This window comes from Akkermansia sp. RCC_12PD (assembly GCF_036417355.1).
Lineage (GTDB): Bacteria > Verrucomicrobiota > Verrucomicrobiia > Verrucomicrobiales > Akkermansiaceae > Akkermansia.
The window spans coordinates 1,601,148-1,619,414 of the sequence record NZ_CP143889.1; the positions used below are offsets into that span (position 1 = coordinate 1,601,148).

Annotated in this window: 15 protein-coding genes; 3 read left to right on the forward strand and 12 right to left on the reverse strand. The window is 55.6% G+C overall.

The features are described 5' to 3' along the window. The 5 genes from V3C20_RS06720 to V3C20_RS06740 all read right to left on the reverse strand — a co-directional run bounded on the left by V3C20_RS06720 (position 1) and on the right by V3C20_RS06740 (position 7,819). Positions 1 to 1,116: a hypothetical protein gene (locus V3C20_RS06720; RefSeq protein WP_130083282.1), complete on the reverse strand. Its 1,116-nt coding sequence runs from the start codon at positions 1,114 to 1,116 to the stop codon at positions 1 to 3. Between the two features lie 83 nt (positions 1,117 to 1,199). Further along, positions 1,200 to 1,751 carry a hypothetical protein gene (locus V3C20_RS06725; protein WP_130083281.1) on the reverse strand — a complete coding sequence of 184 codons (552 nt, stop codon included), beginning with the start codon at positions 1,749 to 1,751 and terminating at the stop codon, positions 1,200 to 1,202. Between the two features lie 36 nt (positions 1,752 to 1,787). After that, positions 1,788 to 2,135, reverse strand: a complete 348-nt coding sequence (locus tag V3C20_RS06730) for a hypothetical protein (protein ID WP_130083280.1) — start codon at positions 2,133 to 2,135, stop codon at positions 1,788 to 1,790. Positions 2,136 to 2,221: 86 nt separating this feature from the next. Then, the gene (locus tag V3C20_RS06735) at positions 2,222 to 6,931 is read right to left on the reverse strand and encodes an autotransporter outer membrane beta-barrel domain-containing protein (RefSeq protein ID WP_162007314.1); all 4,710 of its coding nucleotides are present in this window, start codon (positions 6,929 to 6,931) and stop codon (positions 2,222 to 2,224) included. Between the two features lie 582 nt (positions 6,932 to 7,513). Continuing rightward, complete coding sequence (locus V3C20_RS06740) at positions 7,514 to 7,819, reverse strand: TRL domain-containing protein (RefSeq protein WP_130083278.1); 306 nt, start codon at positions 7,817 to 7,819, stop codon at positions 7,514 to 7,516. 306 nt (positions 7,820 to 8,125) lie between these two features. Here V3C20_RS06740 and V3C20_RS06745 point away from each other — a divergent pair, with 306 nt between their 5' ends. After that, positions 8,126 to 9,226 (forward strand): tyrosine-type recombinase/integrase, encoded by a 1,101-nt coding sequence (locus V3C20_RS06745; RefSeq protein ID WP_161981231.1) that lies wholly within the window; start codon positions 8,126 to 8,128, stop codon positions 9,224 to 9,226. Here V3C20_RS06745 and V3C20_RS06750 read toward each other — a convergent pair. Next, entirely contained in the window at positions 9,216 to 10,556 is a 1,341-nt protein-coding gene (locus V3C20_RS06750) for a porin (protein ID WP_130083276.1), read from the reverse strand. The genes V3C20_RS06745 and V3C20_RS06750 overlap by 11 nt on opposite strands. 144 nt (positions 10,557 to 10,700) lie before the next feature. Further along, positions 10,701 to 11,396 carry a ribonuclease III gene (gene rnc, locus V3C20_RS06755; protein ID WP_161981230.1) on the reverse strand — a complete coding sequence of 232 codons (696 nt, stop codon included), beginning with the start codon at positions 11,394 to 11,396 and terminating at the stop codon, positions 10,701 to 10,703. A gap of 161 nt (positions 11,397 to 11,557) precedes the next feature. Between rnc and V3C20_RS06760 the strand changes: the two genes are divergently transcribed. Further along, positions 11,558 to 12,061 (forward strand): flavin reductase family protein, encoded by a 504-nt coding sequence (locus tag V3C20_RS06760; protein ID WP_130083274.1) that lies wholly within the window; start codon positions 11,558 to 11,560, stop codon positions 12,059 to 12,061. Between the two features lie 53 nt (positions 12,062 to 12,114). On the opposite strand, the gene recF is transcribed toward V3C20_RS06760, so the two are convergent. The 3 genes from recF to cmk are packed head-to-tail and all read right to left on the reverse strand — an operon-like array spanning position 12,115 to position 14,451. Beyond that, the gene (gene recF / locus V3C20_RS06765) at positions 12,115 to 13,176 is read right to left on the reverse strand and encodes a DNA replication and repair protein RecF (protein ID WP_161981229.1); all 1,062 of its coding nucleotides are present in this window, start codon (positions 13,174 to 13,176) and stop codon (positions 12,115 to 12,117) included. A gap of 25 nt (positions 13,177 to 13,201) precedes the next feature. Then, a complete protein-coding gene (locus V3C20_RS06770) occupies positions 13,202 to 13,813 on the reverse strand; it encodes a lysophospholipid acyltransferase family protein (protein ID WP_130083272.1) in 612 nt (203 codons plus the stop codon). Then, positions 13,810 to 14,451: a (d)CMP kinase gene (gene cmk / locus V3C20_RS06775; protein ID WP_130083271.1), complete on the reverse strand. Its 642-nt coding sequence runs from the start codon at positions 14,449 to 14,451 to the stop codon at positions 13,810 to 13,812. The genes V3C20_RS06770 and cmk overlap by 4 nt, the downstream gene beginning before the upstream one ends. Before the next feature lie 162 nt (positions 14,452 to 14,613). Between cmk and V3C20_RS06780 the strand changes: the two genes are divergently transcribed. Then, positions 14,614 to 16,431 carry a lysophospholipid acyltransferase family protein gene (locus tag V3C20_RS06780; RefSeq protein WP_161985287.1) on the forward strand — a complete coding sequence of 606 codons (1,818 nt, stop codon included), beginning with the start codon at positions 14,614 to 14,616 and terminating at the stop codon, positions 16,429 to 16,431. 58 nt (positions 16,432 to 16,489) lie between these two features. Here V3C20_RS06780 and V3C20_RS06785 read toward each other — a convergent pair whose 3' ends face one another. Both V3C20_RS06785 and V3C20_RS06790 read right to left on the reverse strand, forming a co-directional pair. Then, positions 16,490 to 17,386, reverse strand: coding sequence for a thiamine-phosphate kinase (locus V3C20_RS06785; RefSeq protein ID WP_130083269.1), 897 nt, complete (start codon positions 17,384 to 17,386; stop codon positions 16,490 to 16,492). After that, positions 17,376 to 18,239 (reverse strand): type II CAAX endopeptidase family protein, encoded by an 864-nt coding sequence (locus tag V3C20_RS06790; RefSeq protein WP_161981228.1) that lies wholly within the window; start codon positions 18,237 to 18,239, stop codon positions 17,376 to 17,378. Before V3C20_RS06790 ends, V3C20_RS06785 begins: the two co-directional genes overlap by 11 nt. Between the last annotated feature and the right edge of the window lie 28 nt (positions 18,240 to 18,267).

Consider the following 18,267-nt stretch of genomic DNA (forward strand, 5'->3'; position numbering starts at 1 on the left):
TCAATTATTTTTGGATATGATGCGGTGGCCTTCGGAGGCGGCTGGGGGAGTTTTTGAATTGAGTTCCTCCCGCCAATGGATAATTTGCCCGCTAGAGTTGGTCTCCCATATCTCCTTGGCGTATCCTTGGAGGCTTCGGCCTCTCTGGTCGGCATACTTATAAATGTAAATAATTTCCACGTGATTATTCTTGTAGGCTACTTCGAGAAGGCGATAATTGCGCTGGGGCCATTTATTCCAGAATTTCCGGATTTCATTTATAACTATTTCCCTGGAAACTTCCCGATTGTTGGCGTACTGGTAATTGCAATAGGGGGCAAAGTGATCGGAAAGCGCAGCGGCGGTTCCTTGTTTGCGTGCCCTTAGGTAGGCAAGGCTGTTTTGTAACAGGCTCTTGTCGGTTTCCGGGCAAGGCGGGTTGATCATGGGGGCCTTGACGGTGGAGCTATTGACACATTCCACGAAGTTCCCCCCGTTCCTTGGTATTTCGATATTATTCCGGGTACTTTCACCCAATTCTTTTTCCAGGGCTTCTATGCGTTTTATGGCGTTGGATTGTTCAGCAAGGACGGAGTTGTGCTTTTGCCGGATTTGTTCCACGGCCTTTTCCTTTTTTTGCAATGTTTCCAGAAGGCGGATATTTTCTTTTTCCTTCAGGAGTTTGGTTTGATTGCCCTTCCGGGCTTCTTCCTGTTTTTGATGCAGAAGAGTTATTGTTTCAGACAAGGCCTCAGTATCTTTTTCCAGTTGAACGGTTTGTTCCGCAAAGGCTTTTTTTTCTGTGTACAAATAGTAGCCTAAGCATCCGCCTGCTGCCAGGATGACTACTGCTGTCGGAATGAGCCAGCTTAGTTGCTTCTTTTGTCCGGAATTGGAAGGGAGCGTGACCGGAGGCAGAGAAAGCGGAATCTCCGGCAAGGGCGGTTCGGGAGTGGCCGGAGGGGGAGGAAGCGGAATCTCTGGCAAGGGCGGTTCGGGAGTGGCCGGAGGCAGAGGGAGCGGCACTTCCGGCAGGGGGACTTCAGGCGCGACCGCAGAGGGCAGGGGCGGCAAGTCTGTTTGTGATTCCGCCGCATTATCCGGTGAGGGGGTTATATGGGAATCCTTCAGGTGCATGGTTCAGAAAATGAAAGGGAATGGGGTATCAAGCTTATCTTGCCGCCAGGTTGTGCTGTGGAGATTCCAGGTTGAAATGTTTATTATATCGTCCATCCGTCAGGACCTCCTTCAATTTTCATCGTATTAGTTCCTGCAGGAGCGATTTTGGGTTTGGCAACAGGTTTACCGTTTTTTCTAGTCAGGTGAAAGGAGAACGAACCACCCCGAAGATAGGAATTCCGATCATTGGCTGCATGCCATTTTCCACTGATAATGTGACGATTGCCGGAAATATTCCCTATGTAGGCAACAATAGTGCCTGCATTGCTCATGGAGGCCATTTTGGCACTTAGGTAGGATTGCCCCAATGATGTAAGCTGGAATTCAATCCGCCTGCCGTCGATTCTTCCGCCAATGCTCCCACAGGAGGACGGTTCCATGATTGGGGATGATGGTATGCTCAATTTACCTGAAACTATTCCATCCTGATATTCTGTGACGGTCAATTCACGCGTCTGCTTTCCACTTGTGCCGGTTACTGTTCCCCGGTAGGTGTATTCCGCCACAATGGGGGAGCAGGAGACCGAAAACAGAGCCACTGAAGCAACTGATAAGATGCCGCACTGTTTCAATGAAATGGGAAATCTGGACATAGTATGACCTGTTACGAATATTGCCCTTCGGAATGGTTACATTCCGTACATCGCTTGCCTTAGTTCGTAGGAGCCATAGTAGTCTTTCTGAAATAGCTCCATTTTTACGGGTTCTTTTTTAAACAGAAACTTTCTATATTCTTCCGTATCCCACATTTTCTTTTTCTCTTCTTGGGACATGGAGTTTTCCAGTTCCTTCGATTCTGCCCGGAGTTTGGCAATCTTTTCTGCCGCTTTATTGGCACTGGATTGATCCTTGATGTTTTCCATAAGCTCAATCATCTCTTCCTGCATGTTCAGGAACTGTTCCGTTGTACTTTTCTGACAGGATGCTGACGCAAGAGTCAGGATGAGTGCGCATGCTGCGGTGATGGTTTTTTTCATAATGTGTATGATGTTGTTGTTTTTTCAGAGTTGCCTGATAAGCAGGCTGCGGAATCCGGCTGCATTCCTCAGCCCGCTGAGGAGGATTAGAAACTGTAGGAGGCGTTGAGGTTGACGCTTTGGTTGGTTTGTCCGCTGCGGACTTCAAGCGTGTAATAAGCGCCTGCCTGCCAGTTCCTGTTGATTTGCCAGTCCAGGCCGGCACGTGTCATCAGGGCGTGCCTGCCGGGGGTATGTCCCCGCCCGGTTACGGATTGCCCGGCTGTCCAGGTGCGGGTGTACGGGTTTCTGCGAGCGATGTCCCCTACGTAGGCTACGCTCAGTTCCGGCAGAAGGGCCTGGCCATTGCCCAGACCGCAGACGGATTTGAGGCTGACACCCACGGGAATGCTCCATGACTGCAGACCCCCATTCCCGAAGGAGCGGCTGCCGCCGTCAAAGGTTTCTTCAATGGGGCCCTGGGTTCCGTACATGTAGGTGATCCCGGTGTAGGGGGACACGGTGAAGGTATTGCTGATCTTGATGTCCCAGTCGGCCAGCAGGCCGAAGGCGTAAACATTGTCATCCCAGCGGGCCCGTCCGGGTGTTTGCCGGGAACCGCCCACGTGCGTTCTGGCGGCGTGGTCAATGCTGCCGTAGGAGAAGTAACCAGAGAGATTCAGCTCATGCCCGCGGGCTAGTTCCTTGCGGACGTTGCCGTACAGGGCGAACATGAATGACCTCTGTTTGTCGGAGAGCATGGAGTCGGAACTCTTGTGGGTCCCGAACATCTGGCCGAATGCGGCTCCTGCCACGGCATCCTTTCCGAGAGCTACATCCGTGCCGACGGCATAGCCACCGCCTTGATAGGAAAATCCGCTCAGGGAGTCCATGGAGGACATGGAAGTGAAGTACCCCAGGCCGGCTCCCCACAGGCGGGAGGATCTGTTCCCTGCCATCTTGCCTTGCGCGCTTGCCGTACGTGCGAAGGAAGCGACGGAAGAGACGCTGCTCCAGAGGGTGTCTGCCAACAGCGCGGCGTCATGGCCTGCCAGGCCGGAGGCGGCAGCAATGTTCAGCTTGCCGGAGAAAGTGAGAAGCCCTGTTTCCGGGTTCCAGGCCAGAACTCCGCCGTTTTCCAGCAGGCCGGTTTCTCCGGTAAGATGGAGCTGTTGTTCCAGCGCGGCGTCTCCGGTGATTTCAGTCGCCTGGAGCAGGTTCAGTGTGAAGAACTCGGAACCTGCGGCAATCAGGCCGGAGCCGACGTGTACCTCAATGGACGGCGTTCCAGCGAGCGACAGGGTTCCCACGGTTGCGTGGAAATAGGTGTCTGTCGCATTCATCCCGGTGCTGAACGGTCTTGTGCCGTTGACGGAAAACGCCATTCCGGAGCCTTCTTCAAATGTCAGGCCATTGAAGTTGGCCGCCCCCTGAATATTCAAACGCCCCCCCTGCCGGACGGTGACGGACTCAAAAGAGCCGCCGCCGGAAAGGATGCCGCCATTCTGCACCAGAACCATGCCGGTAGTCTGGCCGCTGTTGCTCATCCAGCCCTGGAGGGTAACGTTGCCTTCCAGAGAGCCGCTGTTGTTCAACAGCGCGTCTTTCGCCACGGTGATTTGTTCAGCCGTCAAATCCCCCGTGTTGGCCAGGGCGGACTGGCTGTTCAGGTTGATGTTCGCAACATTCAATGCCTTGTTGTTGGTCACGGATCCGTCGGAGTTCACGGTAAGGGAACTGCCCTGAATGGCGCCGTTATTGATGAGGGAGGCATTGGTTTCTCCGCTGTTGCGGGAGGAACCGACGGTAATGACTGTGTTTTCGTGACCCAGAGAGGCTGTTTCTTTGATGTCGGCCAGGCCGCTGCGGACATTCAGGGAGGCGATGTTGTACCTTTCCCCACTCAGGTCAACGGCGCTACTGTTCAGGGAGCCGTTACTGCTGCCGATGGCGACGCCGCCGGAGCTGTTGCCGGCGGTTCCGTCAATGTCGTAGCCGATCCCTTTCTTGCCCGTCAGATTGCCCGTCAGGATCAGGCTTTGGTCTTCATTCATGACCAGCAGGCCGTCTGTGCCTTCTACAATGATCTGGTTGGTGAGCGGCGTGTTCTGGGGAATGCCGGTCGCGTCCAGGGTACCGCCCTGCAGATAGACGCGTTTGCCCAGGTCAGTAATGGATTTTTCTTCTCCGGTATCTACATAAATATCGTCTTCACCGGGCGTGGGTGTTGACCCTTCTTCCAGTTTAAGGATGACCCCCCATTTCCCCCCAGACAGGATCGTGGTTGCCAGTTCCGCGTTTTCCAGCGGGTTGAAGGTATTTATCCAGGTTTGCGTGCCGGCATCATAAGTTTCCGTCCAGCTCTGGAGCGTCCAGTCGGAGATATTGCCGGTAAAGTTGCTTCCGGCAGTTTCTCCGTTGAGTCGGAAAAGCGTCAGGCCTGCGTTTTTTTCATCGTTCAGGCTGGCATATTCGCTGTTCAGGTTGATGGTGGTGGAACCGGAAACGGAAAGTATTCCTGTGACATCGATTCCGTTGGTGCCATAGGAAGGAATACTGCCGGAGTTTTCCGGGGAGAGCCAGATGGTGCTGTCCGTCAGGTCCAGATTCGCATCAACGGTTAATGCGTAACCGTCATTCTGGGGCCTGAGCCGCAGCTCCGCTCCCGTCATGGTGACGGATTGCGCCTTCAGAGTCGACCCCGTTCCTCGGTAGTGATTCAGATAGGAGCCTTGTTCAAATACGATCTGCTGCGCCGTTAATGCCGTGCCCGATCCTGTAAATTCAACGGCAGAACTTTCCCGGACAGTATACTTGCCTCCTGCCGTGAAGGAGGAGCCGCTTTGGAATTCGATCCTGCCTCCGTCTTTCACGACAGTGTTTCCGCCAATATCCAGCGTTCCCTCGTGGAGTTTGGTGTAGCCGGAGGAGGTGAAATCCCCGCTCGTCTTCATGGTGGAGCCTCCGGTAATGTTTAGGTAGGCGTAGGAATTGCCGTCACATTCAAACGTGGCGGATCCCTCAATATTCAGAACCCCGTTATTGGAAAGCTCCGTGGTGGAATCTGCCTTGGCTAGATAATTAGAGTTAAAATTTTTCTTTTTTAATATATTTAAAATGGCTCTATCGGCGACGTTTAAGGAACCTCCATGCAGAATGACAGTGCTTCCGTATGTTATGGAGGAGCTCAGGGATTCTGTCAGGGAGCTTCGGAAGGCTTCCCCGGTGGTGTCCAGTCCCAGCGTTTGGAAAATTTGCTTCAGGTCGTCTTCTGCATGAAGGCCGGAGAACACAATGGCTCCGTTTCCCGTCACGGAATTGCCTTCACTGTCTTCATAAAGATTCAGAGAGAACATAGTATTGGAGGCTTTGACGGGATCGTAGAAGGTGATGGTTCCGCCGTCTGCGCCGGTGGAAAGTTCAAGTGTCCGAGTTCCGCTATCTTCGAGAGCTATGCTGTTGAGCACCGCCCCGGTCAGTATTCCTTCTTTATCATATTGCTTGACGTAGTTCCTCCGGAATTCAACAGTCTCATTGTTGACAATGGAGAGATAACTTCTGTTATGGCTATAGATGGCGCCTCCAAGGTCTTTGGCTGAGTTGCCTTGAAAAATAACGGATTTGTTATTGGCAATACTCAGTTTTTGAGAGAAATTAATGGCTCCTCCCGAGATGGCAGAGTTGCCGGAGAAGGTAACGTCTCCCTTATTATTCGTGATAAAGGTTGTGTCGCCGGTAATAACTCCTGAAGCGGCAGAGTTGTCGGAGAAGGTAATGTCTCCCTGGTTTTCCGTGAAGGTTGTGCTGCCGTCAATGATTCCTCCTGAAGCGGCAGAGTTGCCGGAGAAGGAGATGTTGCGCTGGTTTTCCGTGAAGGTTGTGTTGCCGGTAATGACTCCTCCTGAAGCGGCAGAGTTGCCGGAGAAGGTGATATCGCCCAGGTTCCCCGTGAAGGTTGTGTTGCCGTCAATGGCCCCTCCTGAGGTGGCAGAGTTGCCGGAGAAGGAGATGTTGCGCTGGTTTTCCGTGAAGGTTGTGTTGCCGGTAATGACTCCTCCTGAAGCGGCAGAGTTGCCGGAGAAGGTGATATCGCCCAGGTTCCCCGTGAAGGTTGTGTTGCCGTCAATGGCCCCTCCTGAGGTGGCAGAGTTGCCGGAGAAGGAGATGTTGCGCTGGTTTTCCGTGAAGGTTGTGTTGCCGGTAATGACTCCTCCTGAAGCGGCAGAGTTGCCGGAGAAGGTGATATCGCCCAGGTTCCCCGTGAAGGTTGTGTTGCCGTCAATGGCCCCTCCTGAGGCGGCAGAGTTGTCGGAGAAGGTGATATCACCCAGGTTCCCCGTGAAGGTGGTTATGCCGCAGGAAGAGCAAATGGCAGTTCCTGTGTTGCCTGAAAAAATGATATCTCTTTGATTTCTAGCAAAGCTTATGCTTTCGCCGGAATAGCTATAAATTGCTCTACCTTTGTTGTTTTTAAAGATAATGCTGCCAGAATTGTCTGTGAAGCTTACGGCTCCAAACTGGGTCGTAATGATTCCATTAAATTCGCCACCACAAACGCTGTTTTCTGAGAAGATGATATTGCCTTGGTTTTTTGTGAAGCTTATATTGCCAGATATGGTTCGAATGGCTCCTCCGCTGAAGTTATAAGTAGCGCCCTGAGTGACCGAGTTGGCGGAAAAGGTGATATTGCCATGGTTTTTCGTAAAATTTATATTGCCTCTTTTGGAGTCAATAGCTCCACCCGCTCCGTAATTGTCGCTGTCGGGAGCAGTTTGGCTAGAGGCGCTTGAGTTACTTAAGAAGGAGATATCGCCCAAGGTTTCTGTAAAATTTAAATCTCCAGAATCCGCGTAGAGGCTGTTATATAAGGAAATGGCTCCCCTTGAGTTACCTGAGAAAGTGATGTCGCTTTGATTATTCGTAAAATTTATGCCGCCGCCCTCATGTCCCCCAACAGGAATCTTTAACGAAAGGCCTATGGAGCTGTTTGAAAAGGTGATGTTGCCGTGGTTGTTCGTGAAAATTATTTCTTCGCCAATATAACACCCGGTGCTGTTGAAAATAATTTCCCCCGAATTACTGATTGTTAAATAATTTGTGTCTACGGCCGCAGATGAACTATTTGAAATATCAATTCGATACCATGAATCAAGGATAGCATTTTCTCTAATGAGGTCTGTCCAGACGTCGGTTTCCATATCGAGGCCGTTTAGGTAGCCGGCTTCAGCCTTGGGAAACGGATTTGCGAGAATCAGGGCGGAAAGTAAAGTCGTGCGGAGAGTGAGTGGCAGATAAATTTTCATGGGGCTAAAACAAAAGAAGGGTGGCAAAGAGAAGAGGGGGAAGGAGAATGCCGTGCACCTTCCGGCGCACGGCTGTATGAAGACACCGCAAGAGGATTAGTTGCCTTTGACGGTGGTGGTGTACTTGCTGACGACGCCAAGGATGTTTTCACGTTTGACGTCTACGCTGGAGACCGTGCTGATGCCTCCCTGGGCCTTGGCGGCGGAGATGGAGGAATCGCCCACGGCAACCAGGCCGAGGTATGAAGTAGCCGTGGCTACACCGGTGCGGGAACCGGAGGAATTGGTAGCGGCGATGGGATCTGCTACGCTGGCATATACCAGCCCCGTGGGGCGCTCCGAGAGGCCGCCGCAGCTGCAGAGCAGGGCGGAGGATGAGAGCAGGATGAGGAGTTTTTTCATGATTGGATTTCAATTAATTGGTTTGGCAGGCCTTCCCTTGTGGGAGGTTTCATGCGGCGTCATGCAACCGCGGATGCCCAAAAGAGAAGGCCTACGCTGGTGGATAACGAATTTGGAATCCGTATAGGCATTCCTGCGTCCTCTTTGTCATTAAACGGTTTGGAAAAGAATTACAGGGGTGAAGGTACGGTAAAGGGTAATGGGAGGCAATTATTGAACCTTTTGATTAATAAAGAACTATTTTTACTTGACTACGGATTCCAAACCCGCGGCAAAATAGATGGAATGAAAGAGGAAATATCAGCAATGGACCATGCGGCACTGACTATTTTAAGAAAAACAGGTCTGGACGTAGTGGAGGCCGCCCAGCTGGCGCATGAATTGCTACAGGCCAGCAGGGGGCGCGGCGGACGGCGGAAGAGAGCGAGGGAATGCATCCGGCTGGGAGAAGAGGCTTTAATTGCCAGAAGAAAAACAGTGGCGTTCAAGAGAGCCGTGGATGAGGCCATGGAGGCGCGGCATGACCGGAGGAAAAGAACCCGGGATGATTTCCGCTATATCAGCCGGCGTCTGTTAAGGTGCTGTCCGGAAATGGCCCGGAGACCCGTATGTTTTATCACGGCTCAGGAATGCCGGGCCTGGCTGGAAAAATCATTTGGCACCCTCAGACAGAGACATAAGGCCCGGTTGGTGCTTAGCGGTGTTTTCGGAACAGCCGTAAAACGCGGCTGGTGCCGGGAAAACCCGGTGACGTATGTAGATCTTCCGAGGCTGAAGGAAATTTCCATTCCCGTGCTGTCCCTGGAAGAAGTGCACCGGCTGCTGACGGCGGCGGAGGAATGTGCCAGCGGAGCGTGCCTGGCCGCGATTGGTCTTATGCTGTATTCCGGCATTCGTCCGGAGGAGGTGAAGCGCCTGGATTGGACGCAGATTAATTTACGGGAGGGCATGGTTTCCTTAAGGGCGCGGCACAGCAAGACAGGCGGAGCTCGCATCGTAACGATTCGGCCGGTTTTAAAAAACTTGCTGAAAAGAGCAGCGGCCATGGGATTCGGGGCAGGAAGCGTGTGTCCGCGTAACTGGTCGGCGAAGTGGAGGGAGGTGAGGCGTCTGGCCGGATGGGACGGGAAGGAGAAGAAGTGGCCTGCGGATATTTTAAGGCATACGTTCGCCAGCTACTTTGCAAGGCATTTCAAGAATTTGCATGTATTGCAGCTGGAAATGGGGCATGCTTCTTCCGATTTGCTAAGGACCAGGTATTTGAATATGGAAGGCATTACGGAAGTGACAGCCGCTATTTTTTGGGGGGAACTGCCGCGTGGGTTTTTCCCCCATAAAAAATGGCCGTCCCTGAATAGAGGCGGCCATATATGGGCGGGATGTGCCGTTCGGCAGATTAAAAGTTAGTGCGGAAGGCGATGTTGTAGCTCCAGCCGGTGAAGCCCTTCTGCTTGCTGGCGTCCGTACCGTTGGAATGGGCATATTCAACGCCCGCCATGATCTTGGCCATGTTCGGGTTACATTCGAAGATGTAGTAGTTCACGCCCAGGTACAGAGCCTGCATGCAGTCGGAAGTGCCGGAATAGGTGGAGTTCTGCGTGTAGCGCTTTTCCCACTTCACGGCATTGCTGCCTGCCGCCATTTGGTAGCGGACCACACCTTCCCAGTGGGGGGTGAACTTGTAGGACGGCATGATGGTCACGCCGAAGACGTTTTCAGCGCCGGCTTTCATGCCGATGACATTGAAGCCGGCCATGACTTCCGTCATTAAGGAAAAGTTCCCCTGGGAGCCTTCCCAGGTCAGTGCCACCACGTCCTTGGCGCCCGTGCCTTGGTACTTGGATTTGAAGCTGTAATCATGCAGGCTGTCGTATGCCTTGTTCTGGGCGTCGTCGCCCCACTTGGTGAAGTTGTGGGCGTAGTCCAGCCACAGGCGGCTTTTCTTGAGGAACACGTCATTGGAGGTGTCGTAGCTCAGGGTGCCGGTAACGAAGCAGTTGTCCTGGGAATTGAAAGCGGGTTCAATGCGGTTGTTGAAGCTGCCCGTTCCGGTGCCGCCGTTGCCGTTCAGCCAGATGCCTGCCGCCCAGCCGATCTTGTCTTTCTTGTCGGAGTTGTTCATCTGGAAACCGTAGTTGGTTTCCGAACGGAGCTGGTTGACCAGCATGGAGCGTTCAATGGTCAGGATGGCGGAGGAGGAGGTGCGGTATTCACCGGTGATGCGCGGCTTCATTTTGCCGATAGCATAGGTGATGGGACCGCCCTTGTACTCCAGATTCAGTTCATAGAGGGAATAGGTCAGGTCGGAGGTGTCCCAGCGGTTTTCTGCCGCATTATAGCTTTCAAGACCGTCCATGCCGCCAATGTTCCATACGTTGTTGAGCTTGAAGTTTTTCAGGAACTTCATGTTGAAGCCGGCGCGGAAGCGGCGCCATTCGTCATTGAAGCGGCGGCCGTTGCCTTCCTTTTCACCCATCACGCGCCCCTCTCCGTTCGGGTCGATCCAGTCCAGGCCGTACTGCATGCGCAGTGAGACGTTGAATTCCTGAATGTAGGGATTCTTGTGATCCCGTTCCGCATTAAACCATTTGAAGCGGTCGCCGAGCCACTGGCAGGTGGAGAAGCTGTCGCGGGCCAGCAAGGCGTTCCCGGTGGAGGCCTTGGACGGAGTTGTGTTGGCAAAGGCGGAGGCTCCGAGAGTCATGATGCCGATGACGGGGAGAGTATAGGTCTTCATTTGTTTTCTATGGTTGGTGTGTGTCTGTGAGAAGGTCTTCCGGGGGAAGGTTCTTCCTCACGGAGACGGCTTCTGTCTATCAAACCAGCCACAGGGCTGTCCAAGGCTTAAGAGTGACAAAATAGCCACCTGTTCCGCCAGTGTTTACAAGGTGATGCGGAGCCATTCCCGGCGCGCCAGGGCATCCGCTGCGGCCGCTACTTCCGCCTTCCTTTTGCTGGAGCCGCGCCCGGCGCCGACCGTATGGCCGTGCCAGAACACCCGTGATTCAAAACGGTCAGCGGAATCCCTGGGGCCCTTTTCCTCCGTTTCATAGGAGGGCGTTTCCGGCAGGATGTCCTGAAGGATGGCTTGGAGCTCCCCTTTCGGGTTGATTTCCTTGGGATGGCTGGCGGCGGAGTGCAGGGCGTCGTGCAGAACGCGCAGGGCTATGGCCTTGGCCGTTTCATAATCGGAATCCAGGGACATGGCCCCGAAGACGGATTCAAACGTGTTGGCGATGATGGAGTTTTTGCTTCTGCCGCCCGCTTTTTCCTCTCCCTTGCCCAAAGTGATGTATTTGTCCAGTTCCAGGATAAATCCGTATTTGCCCAGGTTGGCGCGGCTGACGGTGCGGGCGCGCAGTTGGGTCAGCACTCCCTCCGGAGCCTGGGGCATGTGGCGGTAAAGGTACTGGGTAACAGCGAGCTGTAAAATGGCATCTCCCAGGAATTCCAGCCGTTCATATGTCCGGCGCGTTTCCGGCTTGCTGTCCGTGCTGGGGTGGGTCAGGGCCTGTCTGAGCAGGTCCGGGTTCTTGAAACGGTAACCCAGCTTGTCTTCCAGCGCGGTATGGTTCATCCCGGGAATGCTAGGGCCGCCATCCCGGAAATGCAACTCCAAACGAAGGGTGTTTCCGGCAGGGAGGGGACGCCTTTTCCGCGTCATCCCAGTCGCTCCGCGGCTTTGACATATAGCCGGAGAAGTGTAGGATGATATGCGAATGAACGTTAGAGACCACGATGAAAAAAATTGATCCAAAGGAAATTCGGGATAATGCCGTGCAGTTGATTGGGCACGACTGGATGCTGGTGACGGCTGGAACGCCGGAGCATTTCAATATGATGACGGCCAGTTGGGGCGGCTTGGGCTTTATGTGGAAGAGACCCGTAGCATTTGTTGTGATTCGCCCGCAGAGATATACGTTCGATTTTATCGAGAAGGGGGAGGAATTCACGCTGTCCTTTTTCAGCCATGAATATCATAAGGCGCTGAGCGTTTGCGGAACGACGAGTGGTCGGGATACGGACAAGGTAGCCGCTTCCGGCCTGTCTCCGTATTTTACGGAAAATGGCAATGTGAGCTTTACGGAAGCCAGGCTGGTGCTGGAATGCCGCAAACTGTATGCGGAGGCCCTGAAACCGGAATGTTTTCTGGACAGGGCAATCTCCTCGGAGTGGTACGCAGCAGGAGATTTCCACAAGATGTACATTGTGGAAATATTGAACGCCTGGGTAGAGGAATAGCGCCATTGGCGCGGTTTTCCGCCTGCCGTTTTGGGTGGTCCTGGCGGGGGAATTCAACCCTGAACGGACCTGAGCGTGAAGTTTTCCAGCCGGAAGGCCGGAAGGGGGCAGGGAGTGTCATGCAGCCAGTCCAGATGGGTGGTGGTGATGAGGCTTTGCGCGTCTGCGGGCAGCGCCTGGAGGAAGGCAATTCTGCGCGTGGGGTCCAGTTCTCCGAAAACGTCGTCAATCAGGTGGATGGGTGTATGTCCCGTTTCTTCCGTAAGCAGGGATGACTGCGCCAGTTTCAGGGAAATGGCTATGGTTCTTTGCTGCCCTTCCGAGGCGAATTGGGCAGCGCTTCTGCCGTTGAGCGTGATTTCCAGGTCGTCCCGGTGCGGGCCGTTCTGGGTCTGGCCGTACCGGATGTCTCGGTCCAGCCCGGCACACATCCGTTCGTACAGGTCTCCTTCCTCCTCCGCCCGGTAGGCCGCACCTACCTGTTCCGCCCTGCCGCCGATGCTGCGGTACGCCATGATGATGTGGGGCAGGAGAAGCTCCAGAAGGCTGGCGCGCAGGCTTCTCAATTCCGTGCCGTATAGGGCGAGCTGCCGCGTGTAGGCATCTATTTGAAGCCTGTCCCGGCTTTTATGCTTGAGTAGATGGTTGCGCGTTTTCAGCGCCCTTCTGTAGTTGAACAGGGCTGTCCGGTAGCCGGGGTGCCACTGGGTGCCCAGAAAATCCATGTATTTCCGGCGCGCATCGGCTCCGGCCCGTACCAGGGAAAGATCGTCGTTGCCCATCCAGACGACGGGGTAGCTGTCCGCCAGGTAGCTGCGCTGGCCCCTGCGCGGTTCGCCGTTTACCTGGAGGTCCGGGGCATCCGGGGACCACAGGATGCGCCGGATTTGTCCCGGCAGTTCCCCCCGGATGCCGAATGACTGCCTGCCGTGCGCCGTCAGGGGGCTGGGGCGTGCCGTGCGCGGGGATTGCAGGCGCAGCAGGAAGCAGATCGCCTCCAGCAGGGTGGTTTTTCCCTGGGCATTGTTTCCCAGAATGACGGCTCCCTGCTGGGGTATCTGCCAGGAAAAGCTGCCGTAGCAGCGGAAGTCTATCAGTTTCAGCCTGGAGAGCATGGCCGGCGGGAGTCCGGGGAAGGGATTATTCCGTGGGAAGGGCCCGGATGGCATCCATCATTTTGTCCGTCAAATGCTGGTATGCCTCCTTGCCCTTGGCATTGAGTTCCGCCGGAGTGAAGGGAATGGGATCCCCCACCGTCACGGTGACCGGGCGGATTCTGGGAAAGGTGGCGCCGATGGGGAAGGCCTCAAAGGCTCCGCTGATGCGCAGGGGCTGTACGGGAACTTTCGTTTTGCTCAGGATGAGGCCGATGCCGCCCATGCCGTCGTGGATTTCCCCGTCCGGCGTGCGGGAACCCTCGGGAAACACGAGGACGCGCTTGCCGGATTTGAGCAGGCGGATGATGTGTTTGAGGCTGGCGGCGTCCGGATTTTCCTGGTCGATGGGGATGGCCTGGCACAGGGGGAGCGCCCATTTGAAAATGCTCTGGAACAGGGTTTTGCGGGCAAAGAAATAGATGCCTTCCTCATAGGAGATTCCCAGCATGGGCGGGTCCAGAAAGCTCTGGTGGTTGCTGACGATCAGCACGGGGCCGTCCTCAATGAGCTTCTCCCTGTTGATGACCTTCCAGGAGAAGAAGGCCTTGGAGATGCTTTTGAACAGCGTGTAGAAAACCCAGTAGAAGGAATTCATCTGGCGGAAAGTTTTTGTTGAATGTTGTCTGTAATGAAGTTGACGACCTGGTCAATGCTCATGTCGGACGTGTCCACCAGCAGGGCGTCCTGCGCCTGCGCCAGCGGCGCAGTGGCGCGGGAGGAATCCTTGCGGTCCCGATCCGCGATGGAGTCCGTCAGCCCTTCCGCGGCGCGGCGCGCGGCGCGGACCTCTTCCGAAGCGGTGACGAAGTACTTGAACGGCGTATCCGGGAACACCACGGTGCCTATGTCCCGGCCTTCCATGACCACGGGCTCCTGGCGGTTGTAATCCCTCTGGCGGTTCACCAGCAGGGCGCGGACTTCCGGAATGGCGGCGATGGTGGATACGTGGTCGTTGACTTCCTGCCGGGTGAGTTCCTCCGTCAGGGGAGAGCCGTTGCAGAGGACGATGGAGCGGCTTCCGTCCTTGCCGAAGGAGAGGGGAACGGAGGGCAGGGCGGCCAGCACGGCGTCCGTGTCCGCCGGGTCTATCCCCTGTTCCAGCATGTACCAGGTGACGGCCCGGTACATGGCCCCCGTGTTGATGAAGGTGTAGCCGAGGCGGTCCGCAATGAGTTTGGCGACGGTGGATTTACCGGAAGCGGCGGGACCGTCAATGGCAATGGCTGGGTGCATGAGTGTTTTTTGTGTTGGAAATGGGGGCGGAAGCTGTACGGATTGTAGCTTCCGCCCCCGCGGAAATCAAGACCGCGTTCCGGACGGCATGGGAAAAAGAGTTTCACTTTTTCCCGTAAATCCGTTATACAGCAGGGCATGGGCCGGCTCAAGCACCCGAAGATGGTGGATATCAAAGACATTTTGGACGAAAATACGCGTCTCCCTTCCCTGGTGGCCGCGTCCGCTGAAAAGTTGCTTGGTCTGGAACGTTTGAACAGGGCGTACGACAAGATCGTCCGCGACAAGGAGTCCGGTTCTCCGGAAAACTTCTTCCAGCTGGCTGCCAGGCATTTGAACCTCAAGTTGCAGCTGAGGCCCGGCGATCTGGAAAACATTCCCAAGAAAGGGCCTGTGGTTGTTGTCGCCAACCATCCCCACGGCCTGTCGGACGGCATCATGTTCGGGGAATTGCTGACCCGCGTCCGGGACGATGTGCGCATTCTTGCCAATGAACAGCTTTCCCTGTGCCAGGAATTGGAACCCTGGCTGATCAAGGTGGACGTGTACGAGGATGAGAACGCCAAGCGCAAGAACCTTTCCGGAATGCGGAAGATGATTGCGTGGCTGCGTAAGGGCGGCGTGCTGGGCATTTTCCCCGCCGGAACGGCTTCCAGTTTTTCCCTGGCCCACAAGCGGGTGACGGATGATCCGTGGAATTCCAATATTGCCGCCATTATCCGGCTGACGAAGGCTACTGTGGTTCCGGTATATTTCCCGGGGCGCAACAGCCTGCTTTTCCAGGGAATTTCCCTGATCAACCGTAAGGCGCGCGTCGCCTTCCTGCCGCGTGAAGTGGGCAGGGACGGCCGCCGTACGCACCGTATCGTGGTAGGCAAGCCCATTCCCTTCAGCCAGCTCGGGCAGTATGATTCCGACGAAGCTATGGTTTCCCATTTGCGGTTGCGCACCTACCTGCTGGGCAAGGGTTATGAAAAGAGCCGCCGCCCCCATGTACACAGGAAGGACAAGAAGGCAAAGATGGCTTCTCTGATTCCGCCCGTGCCCGCCAACGACATACAGGCGGAAATCGACGCCCTTCCTGCGGAGTGCCTGCATGCGCGCCAGGAAAATGGAGACTGGGACGTGTACGTGGCGGATGCTCTCCAGATTCCCAAAATCCTGATTGAAATAGGCCGACTGCGGGAGTACACCTTCCGCCAGGTGGGGGAAGGCTCCGGCAAGGCGTGTGACCTGGACACGTATGATAATCATTACAAGCACCTGTTCCTCTGGGACCGCGTCCAGAAGAAGATTGCGGGCGCCTACCGCATGGGAGAGACGGACAAGATTATTGCCCGCTATGGGGTGAAGGGATTGTACAACGGAGAATACTTCTCATTCTCTCCGGCTGCTCTTCAAGTGCTGGACCGCTCGCTGGAGATGGGCCGCGCCTTTATTGTGCCGGAATACCAGAAAAGGCCGCTGGCTCTCGGCTTCATCTGGGAGGGCATCGGCCAGTTCATGGCCCGCAACCATCATTACCGCTATTTGTTCGGAACGGTGAGCATTTCCCGCGACTATTCCAATCTTTCCCGCGCCCTGATCGTCTCTTACCTGAAGGCGCATGAAATGGAGCCGGAACTGAGCCGGGAAGTCAAGGCCTACAATCCGCCGCGCAAGGCGGACCTGAAAAGGTCGGAATCCTGCATTTTGCCCATCGGCCTGACGGATGCGCAGGGCCTGTCCCAGCTGGTAGCGGACGTGGAGGAGGACGGCAAGGGAATTCCCGTGCTGCTCCGCCAGTATCTCAAACTGAACGGGAAGATACTTTCCTTCGGCGTGGACAAGAACTTTGGCGATGTGCTGGACTGCCTGATCCTGGTGGATATTTTCAAAACTCCGGAACGTTCCATCAAGCGTTACATGGGCAAGGCCACGTATGAACAGCTTCTGCCCTACATCCAGCAGGAGCAGGAAAGCGGCCAGCCGGCGGAATAACTCTTTTCAGGCCCTTTCTTCGGCTTTTTCCGGCCTCCTGTTTTTCCGGAGCAGCCGGTTATTGGAAATGCCTGTATCCTCCGGGGAGGGATGAGGAAGGTTCCGGCGTCATCTCACCGATGACGGTGAGGGGCGTTTCCGGGAAACGTTCGGAGGCCAGGCGCAGGATTTCTTCACGGCGGCGGGGGGGGAAGGTCATCAGCAGTTCGTAATCCTCTCCGTCCGCAACGGCCTGGGCAGCCGTGAATCCCTGCCGGACCGGCAGCAGTTCTTCCTGTACGCGGAATCCCAGCCCGGAGGCGGCGGCCAGGCGCGGCAGGTCGGTGCCTAGGCCGTCGGAAAGGTCCATCATGGCCGTGACCAGTCCGGAGGCTGCCAGAATGCCGCCTTCCCTGACCCTGGGCGTGAACGCGAGATGGTGTCCCGTCGGGAAGCTCCCGCCCAGCACGCCCGTGACGGCAATCAGGTCGCCCGCCTGGGCGGTGCTGCGCAGGATAGCCTTTCCTTCCGGAATTTCTCCGGTCAGGGCCACGCTGATAATCAGTCCGTCGGACGGCAGGCCGGAGCTTTCCCCTCCCGCCAGGCTGATGCCGAATTGTTCCGCCAGGTTCCGCATGCCCATATAAATGCCTTCCACCTGGGAAACGGGGCGGTCCGCATGAATCAGCAGGGTGACCAGGGCATGGCGCGGCACGCCTCCCATGGCTCCGATGTCCGACACGGCGCGGGCCAGGGCCTTTCTGCCGATCAGTTCCGGATCCGTACCGGGAAGGAAGTGCATGCCTTCCACCACGCAGTCGGTTTTCAGGAGCAGGTCCATTCCTCCGGTGTTTCTGGTTACGGCGCAGTCGTCTCCGGGGCCGGTGACCAGCCCGTCATTGACGGTCATTAGCGGAAGAAGGCGGCGTATGAGCGCATCTTCCCCTACTTGGCGGATGGCGGAATCATGAGCCATAGGGTAGCAGCAGGCCGGGATACAGGATGTTGACCAGGGTGGTGGTGTTGAAAATGCAGTGGGCGATGATGGGCGTCCAGATGGATTCGGTGTATTCGTACAGCAGCACCAGGATGGCCCCGAACAGGGCCAGGGGAACCAGGGGAACCAGGCTTACGTGGATGATGCCGAAGAGGAGCGAACTGCTGATCAGGGCGAACCATGCTCCTGTATATTTTTTCATGATAGGGTACAGGTAGCCCCGGAAAATGAGTTCCTCCACGATGGGCGCGGCAATGGCGGCGCTGAAGCAGATGACGGCAATGAGGGGGACGTTGTCGGAATGCCTGAGCACGGAGACGATGGATTGTTCCGCCGGAGCGTGGGTCACCCGTTCAATCCATTCGAACAGTCCCATTTGGGCCAGAAGGAAATGGAGGGCAAGAACCAGCAGGTAGCCGCAGACGGGCGCGTAAAGCAGGATTTTCAGGGAATGCTTCTTCAGGCCCAGGGCATCCATTCTGCCGCTGTGGAACATGCGCACCAGCAGGACGAAGGCCAGAATGAGGTTCAGGCAGGTGCCGTTGAATACCTTGTAGCTGTCCAGCTCCATGTTTGTGGTGGTGGGCGGGGCGGAAGCGCCGGGAGGCGTGGCCGCGGCCATCAGGGCGCCCATGCTGAAGTACAGGACGACGATGCCGCACATTGCCATATCCAGCCCGTCCAGATGATCGACGGGAATATTCCATTTCAGCGGACGTTTCATGCCCGGAACCTGGGACTGGCGGCATACGCCCGCGGCTACGGCGATAAGCATGATGGCGATCAAGGTGGCCGAAAACAGAGTAATGAGCTGGTCCGTTAATTCATTCATGGGACAGATGAGCTTGGAATGATGCGCC

Excerpts from the sequence above, each read along its gene's own strand:
- V3C20_RS06720 (WP_130083282.1), bottom strand. The coding sequence starts at position 1,116 with ATGCACCTGAAGGATTCCCATATAACCCCCTCACCGGATAATGCGGCG.
- V3C20_RS06725 (WP_130083281.1), bottom strand. The coding sequence starts at position 1,751 with ATGTCCAGATTTCCCATTTCATTGAAACAGTGCGGCATCTTATCAGTT.
- V3C20_RS06730 (WP_130083280.1), bottom strand. The coding sequence starts at position 2,135 with ATGAAAAAAACCATCACCGCAGCATGCGCACTCATCCTGACTCTTGCG.
- V3C20_RS06740 (WP_130083278.1), bottom strand. The coding sequence starts at position 7,819 with ATGAAAAAACTCCTCATCCTGCTCTCATCCTCCGCCCTGCTCTGCAGC.
- V3C20_RS06745 (WP_161981231.1), top strand. The coding sequence starts at position 8,126 with ATGGACCATGCGGCACTGACTATTTTAAGAAAAACAGGTCTGGACGTA.
- V3C20_RS06750 (WP_130083276.1), bottom strand. The coding sequence starts at position 10,556 with ATGAAGACCTATACTCTCCCCGTCATCGGCATCATGACTCTCGGAGCC.
- rnc (WP_161981230.1), bottom strand. The coding sequence starts at position 11,396 with ATGAACCATACCGCGCTGGAAGACAAGCTGGGTTACCGTTTCAAGAAC.
- V3C20_RS06760 (WP_130083274.1), top strand. The coding sequence starts at position 11,558 with ATGAAAAAAATTGATCCAAAGGAAATTCGGGATAATGCCGTGCAGTTG.
- recF (WP_161981229.1), bottom strand. The coding sequence starts at position 13,176 with ATGCTCTCCAGGCTGAAACTGATAGACTTCCGCTGCTACGGCAGCTTT.
- V3C20_RS06770 (WP_130083272.1), bottom strand. The coding sequence starts at position 13,813 with ATGAATTCCTTCTACTGGGTTTTCTACACGCTGTTCAAAAGCATCTCC.
- cmk (WP_130083271.1), bottom strand. The coding sequence starts at position 14,451 with ATGCACCCAGCCATTGCCATTGACGGTCCCGCCGCTTCCGGTAAATCC.
- V3C20_RS06780 (WP_161985287.1), top strand. The coding sequence starts at position 14,614 with ATGGTGGATATCAAAGACATTTTGGACGAAAATACGCGTCTCCCTTCC.
- V3C20_RS06785 (WP_130083269.1), bottom strand. The coding sequence starts at position 17,386 with ATGGCTCATGATTCCGCCATCCGCCAAGTAGGGGAAGATGCGCTCATA.
- V3C20_RS06790 (WP_161981228.1), bottom strand. The coding sequence starts at position 18,239 with ATGAATGAATTAACGGACCAGCTCATTACTCTGTTTTCGGCCACCTTG.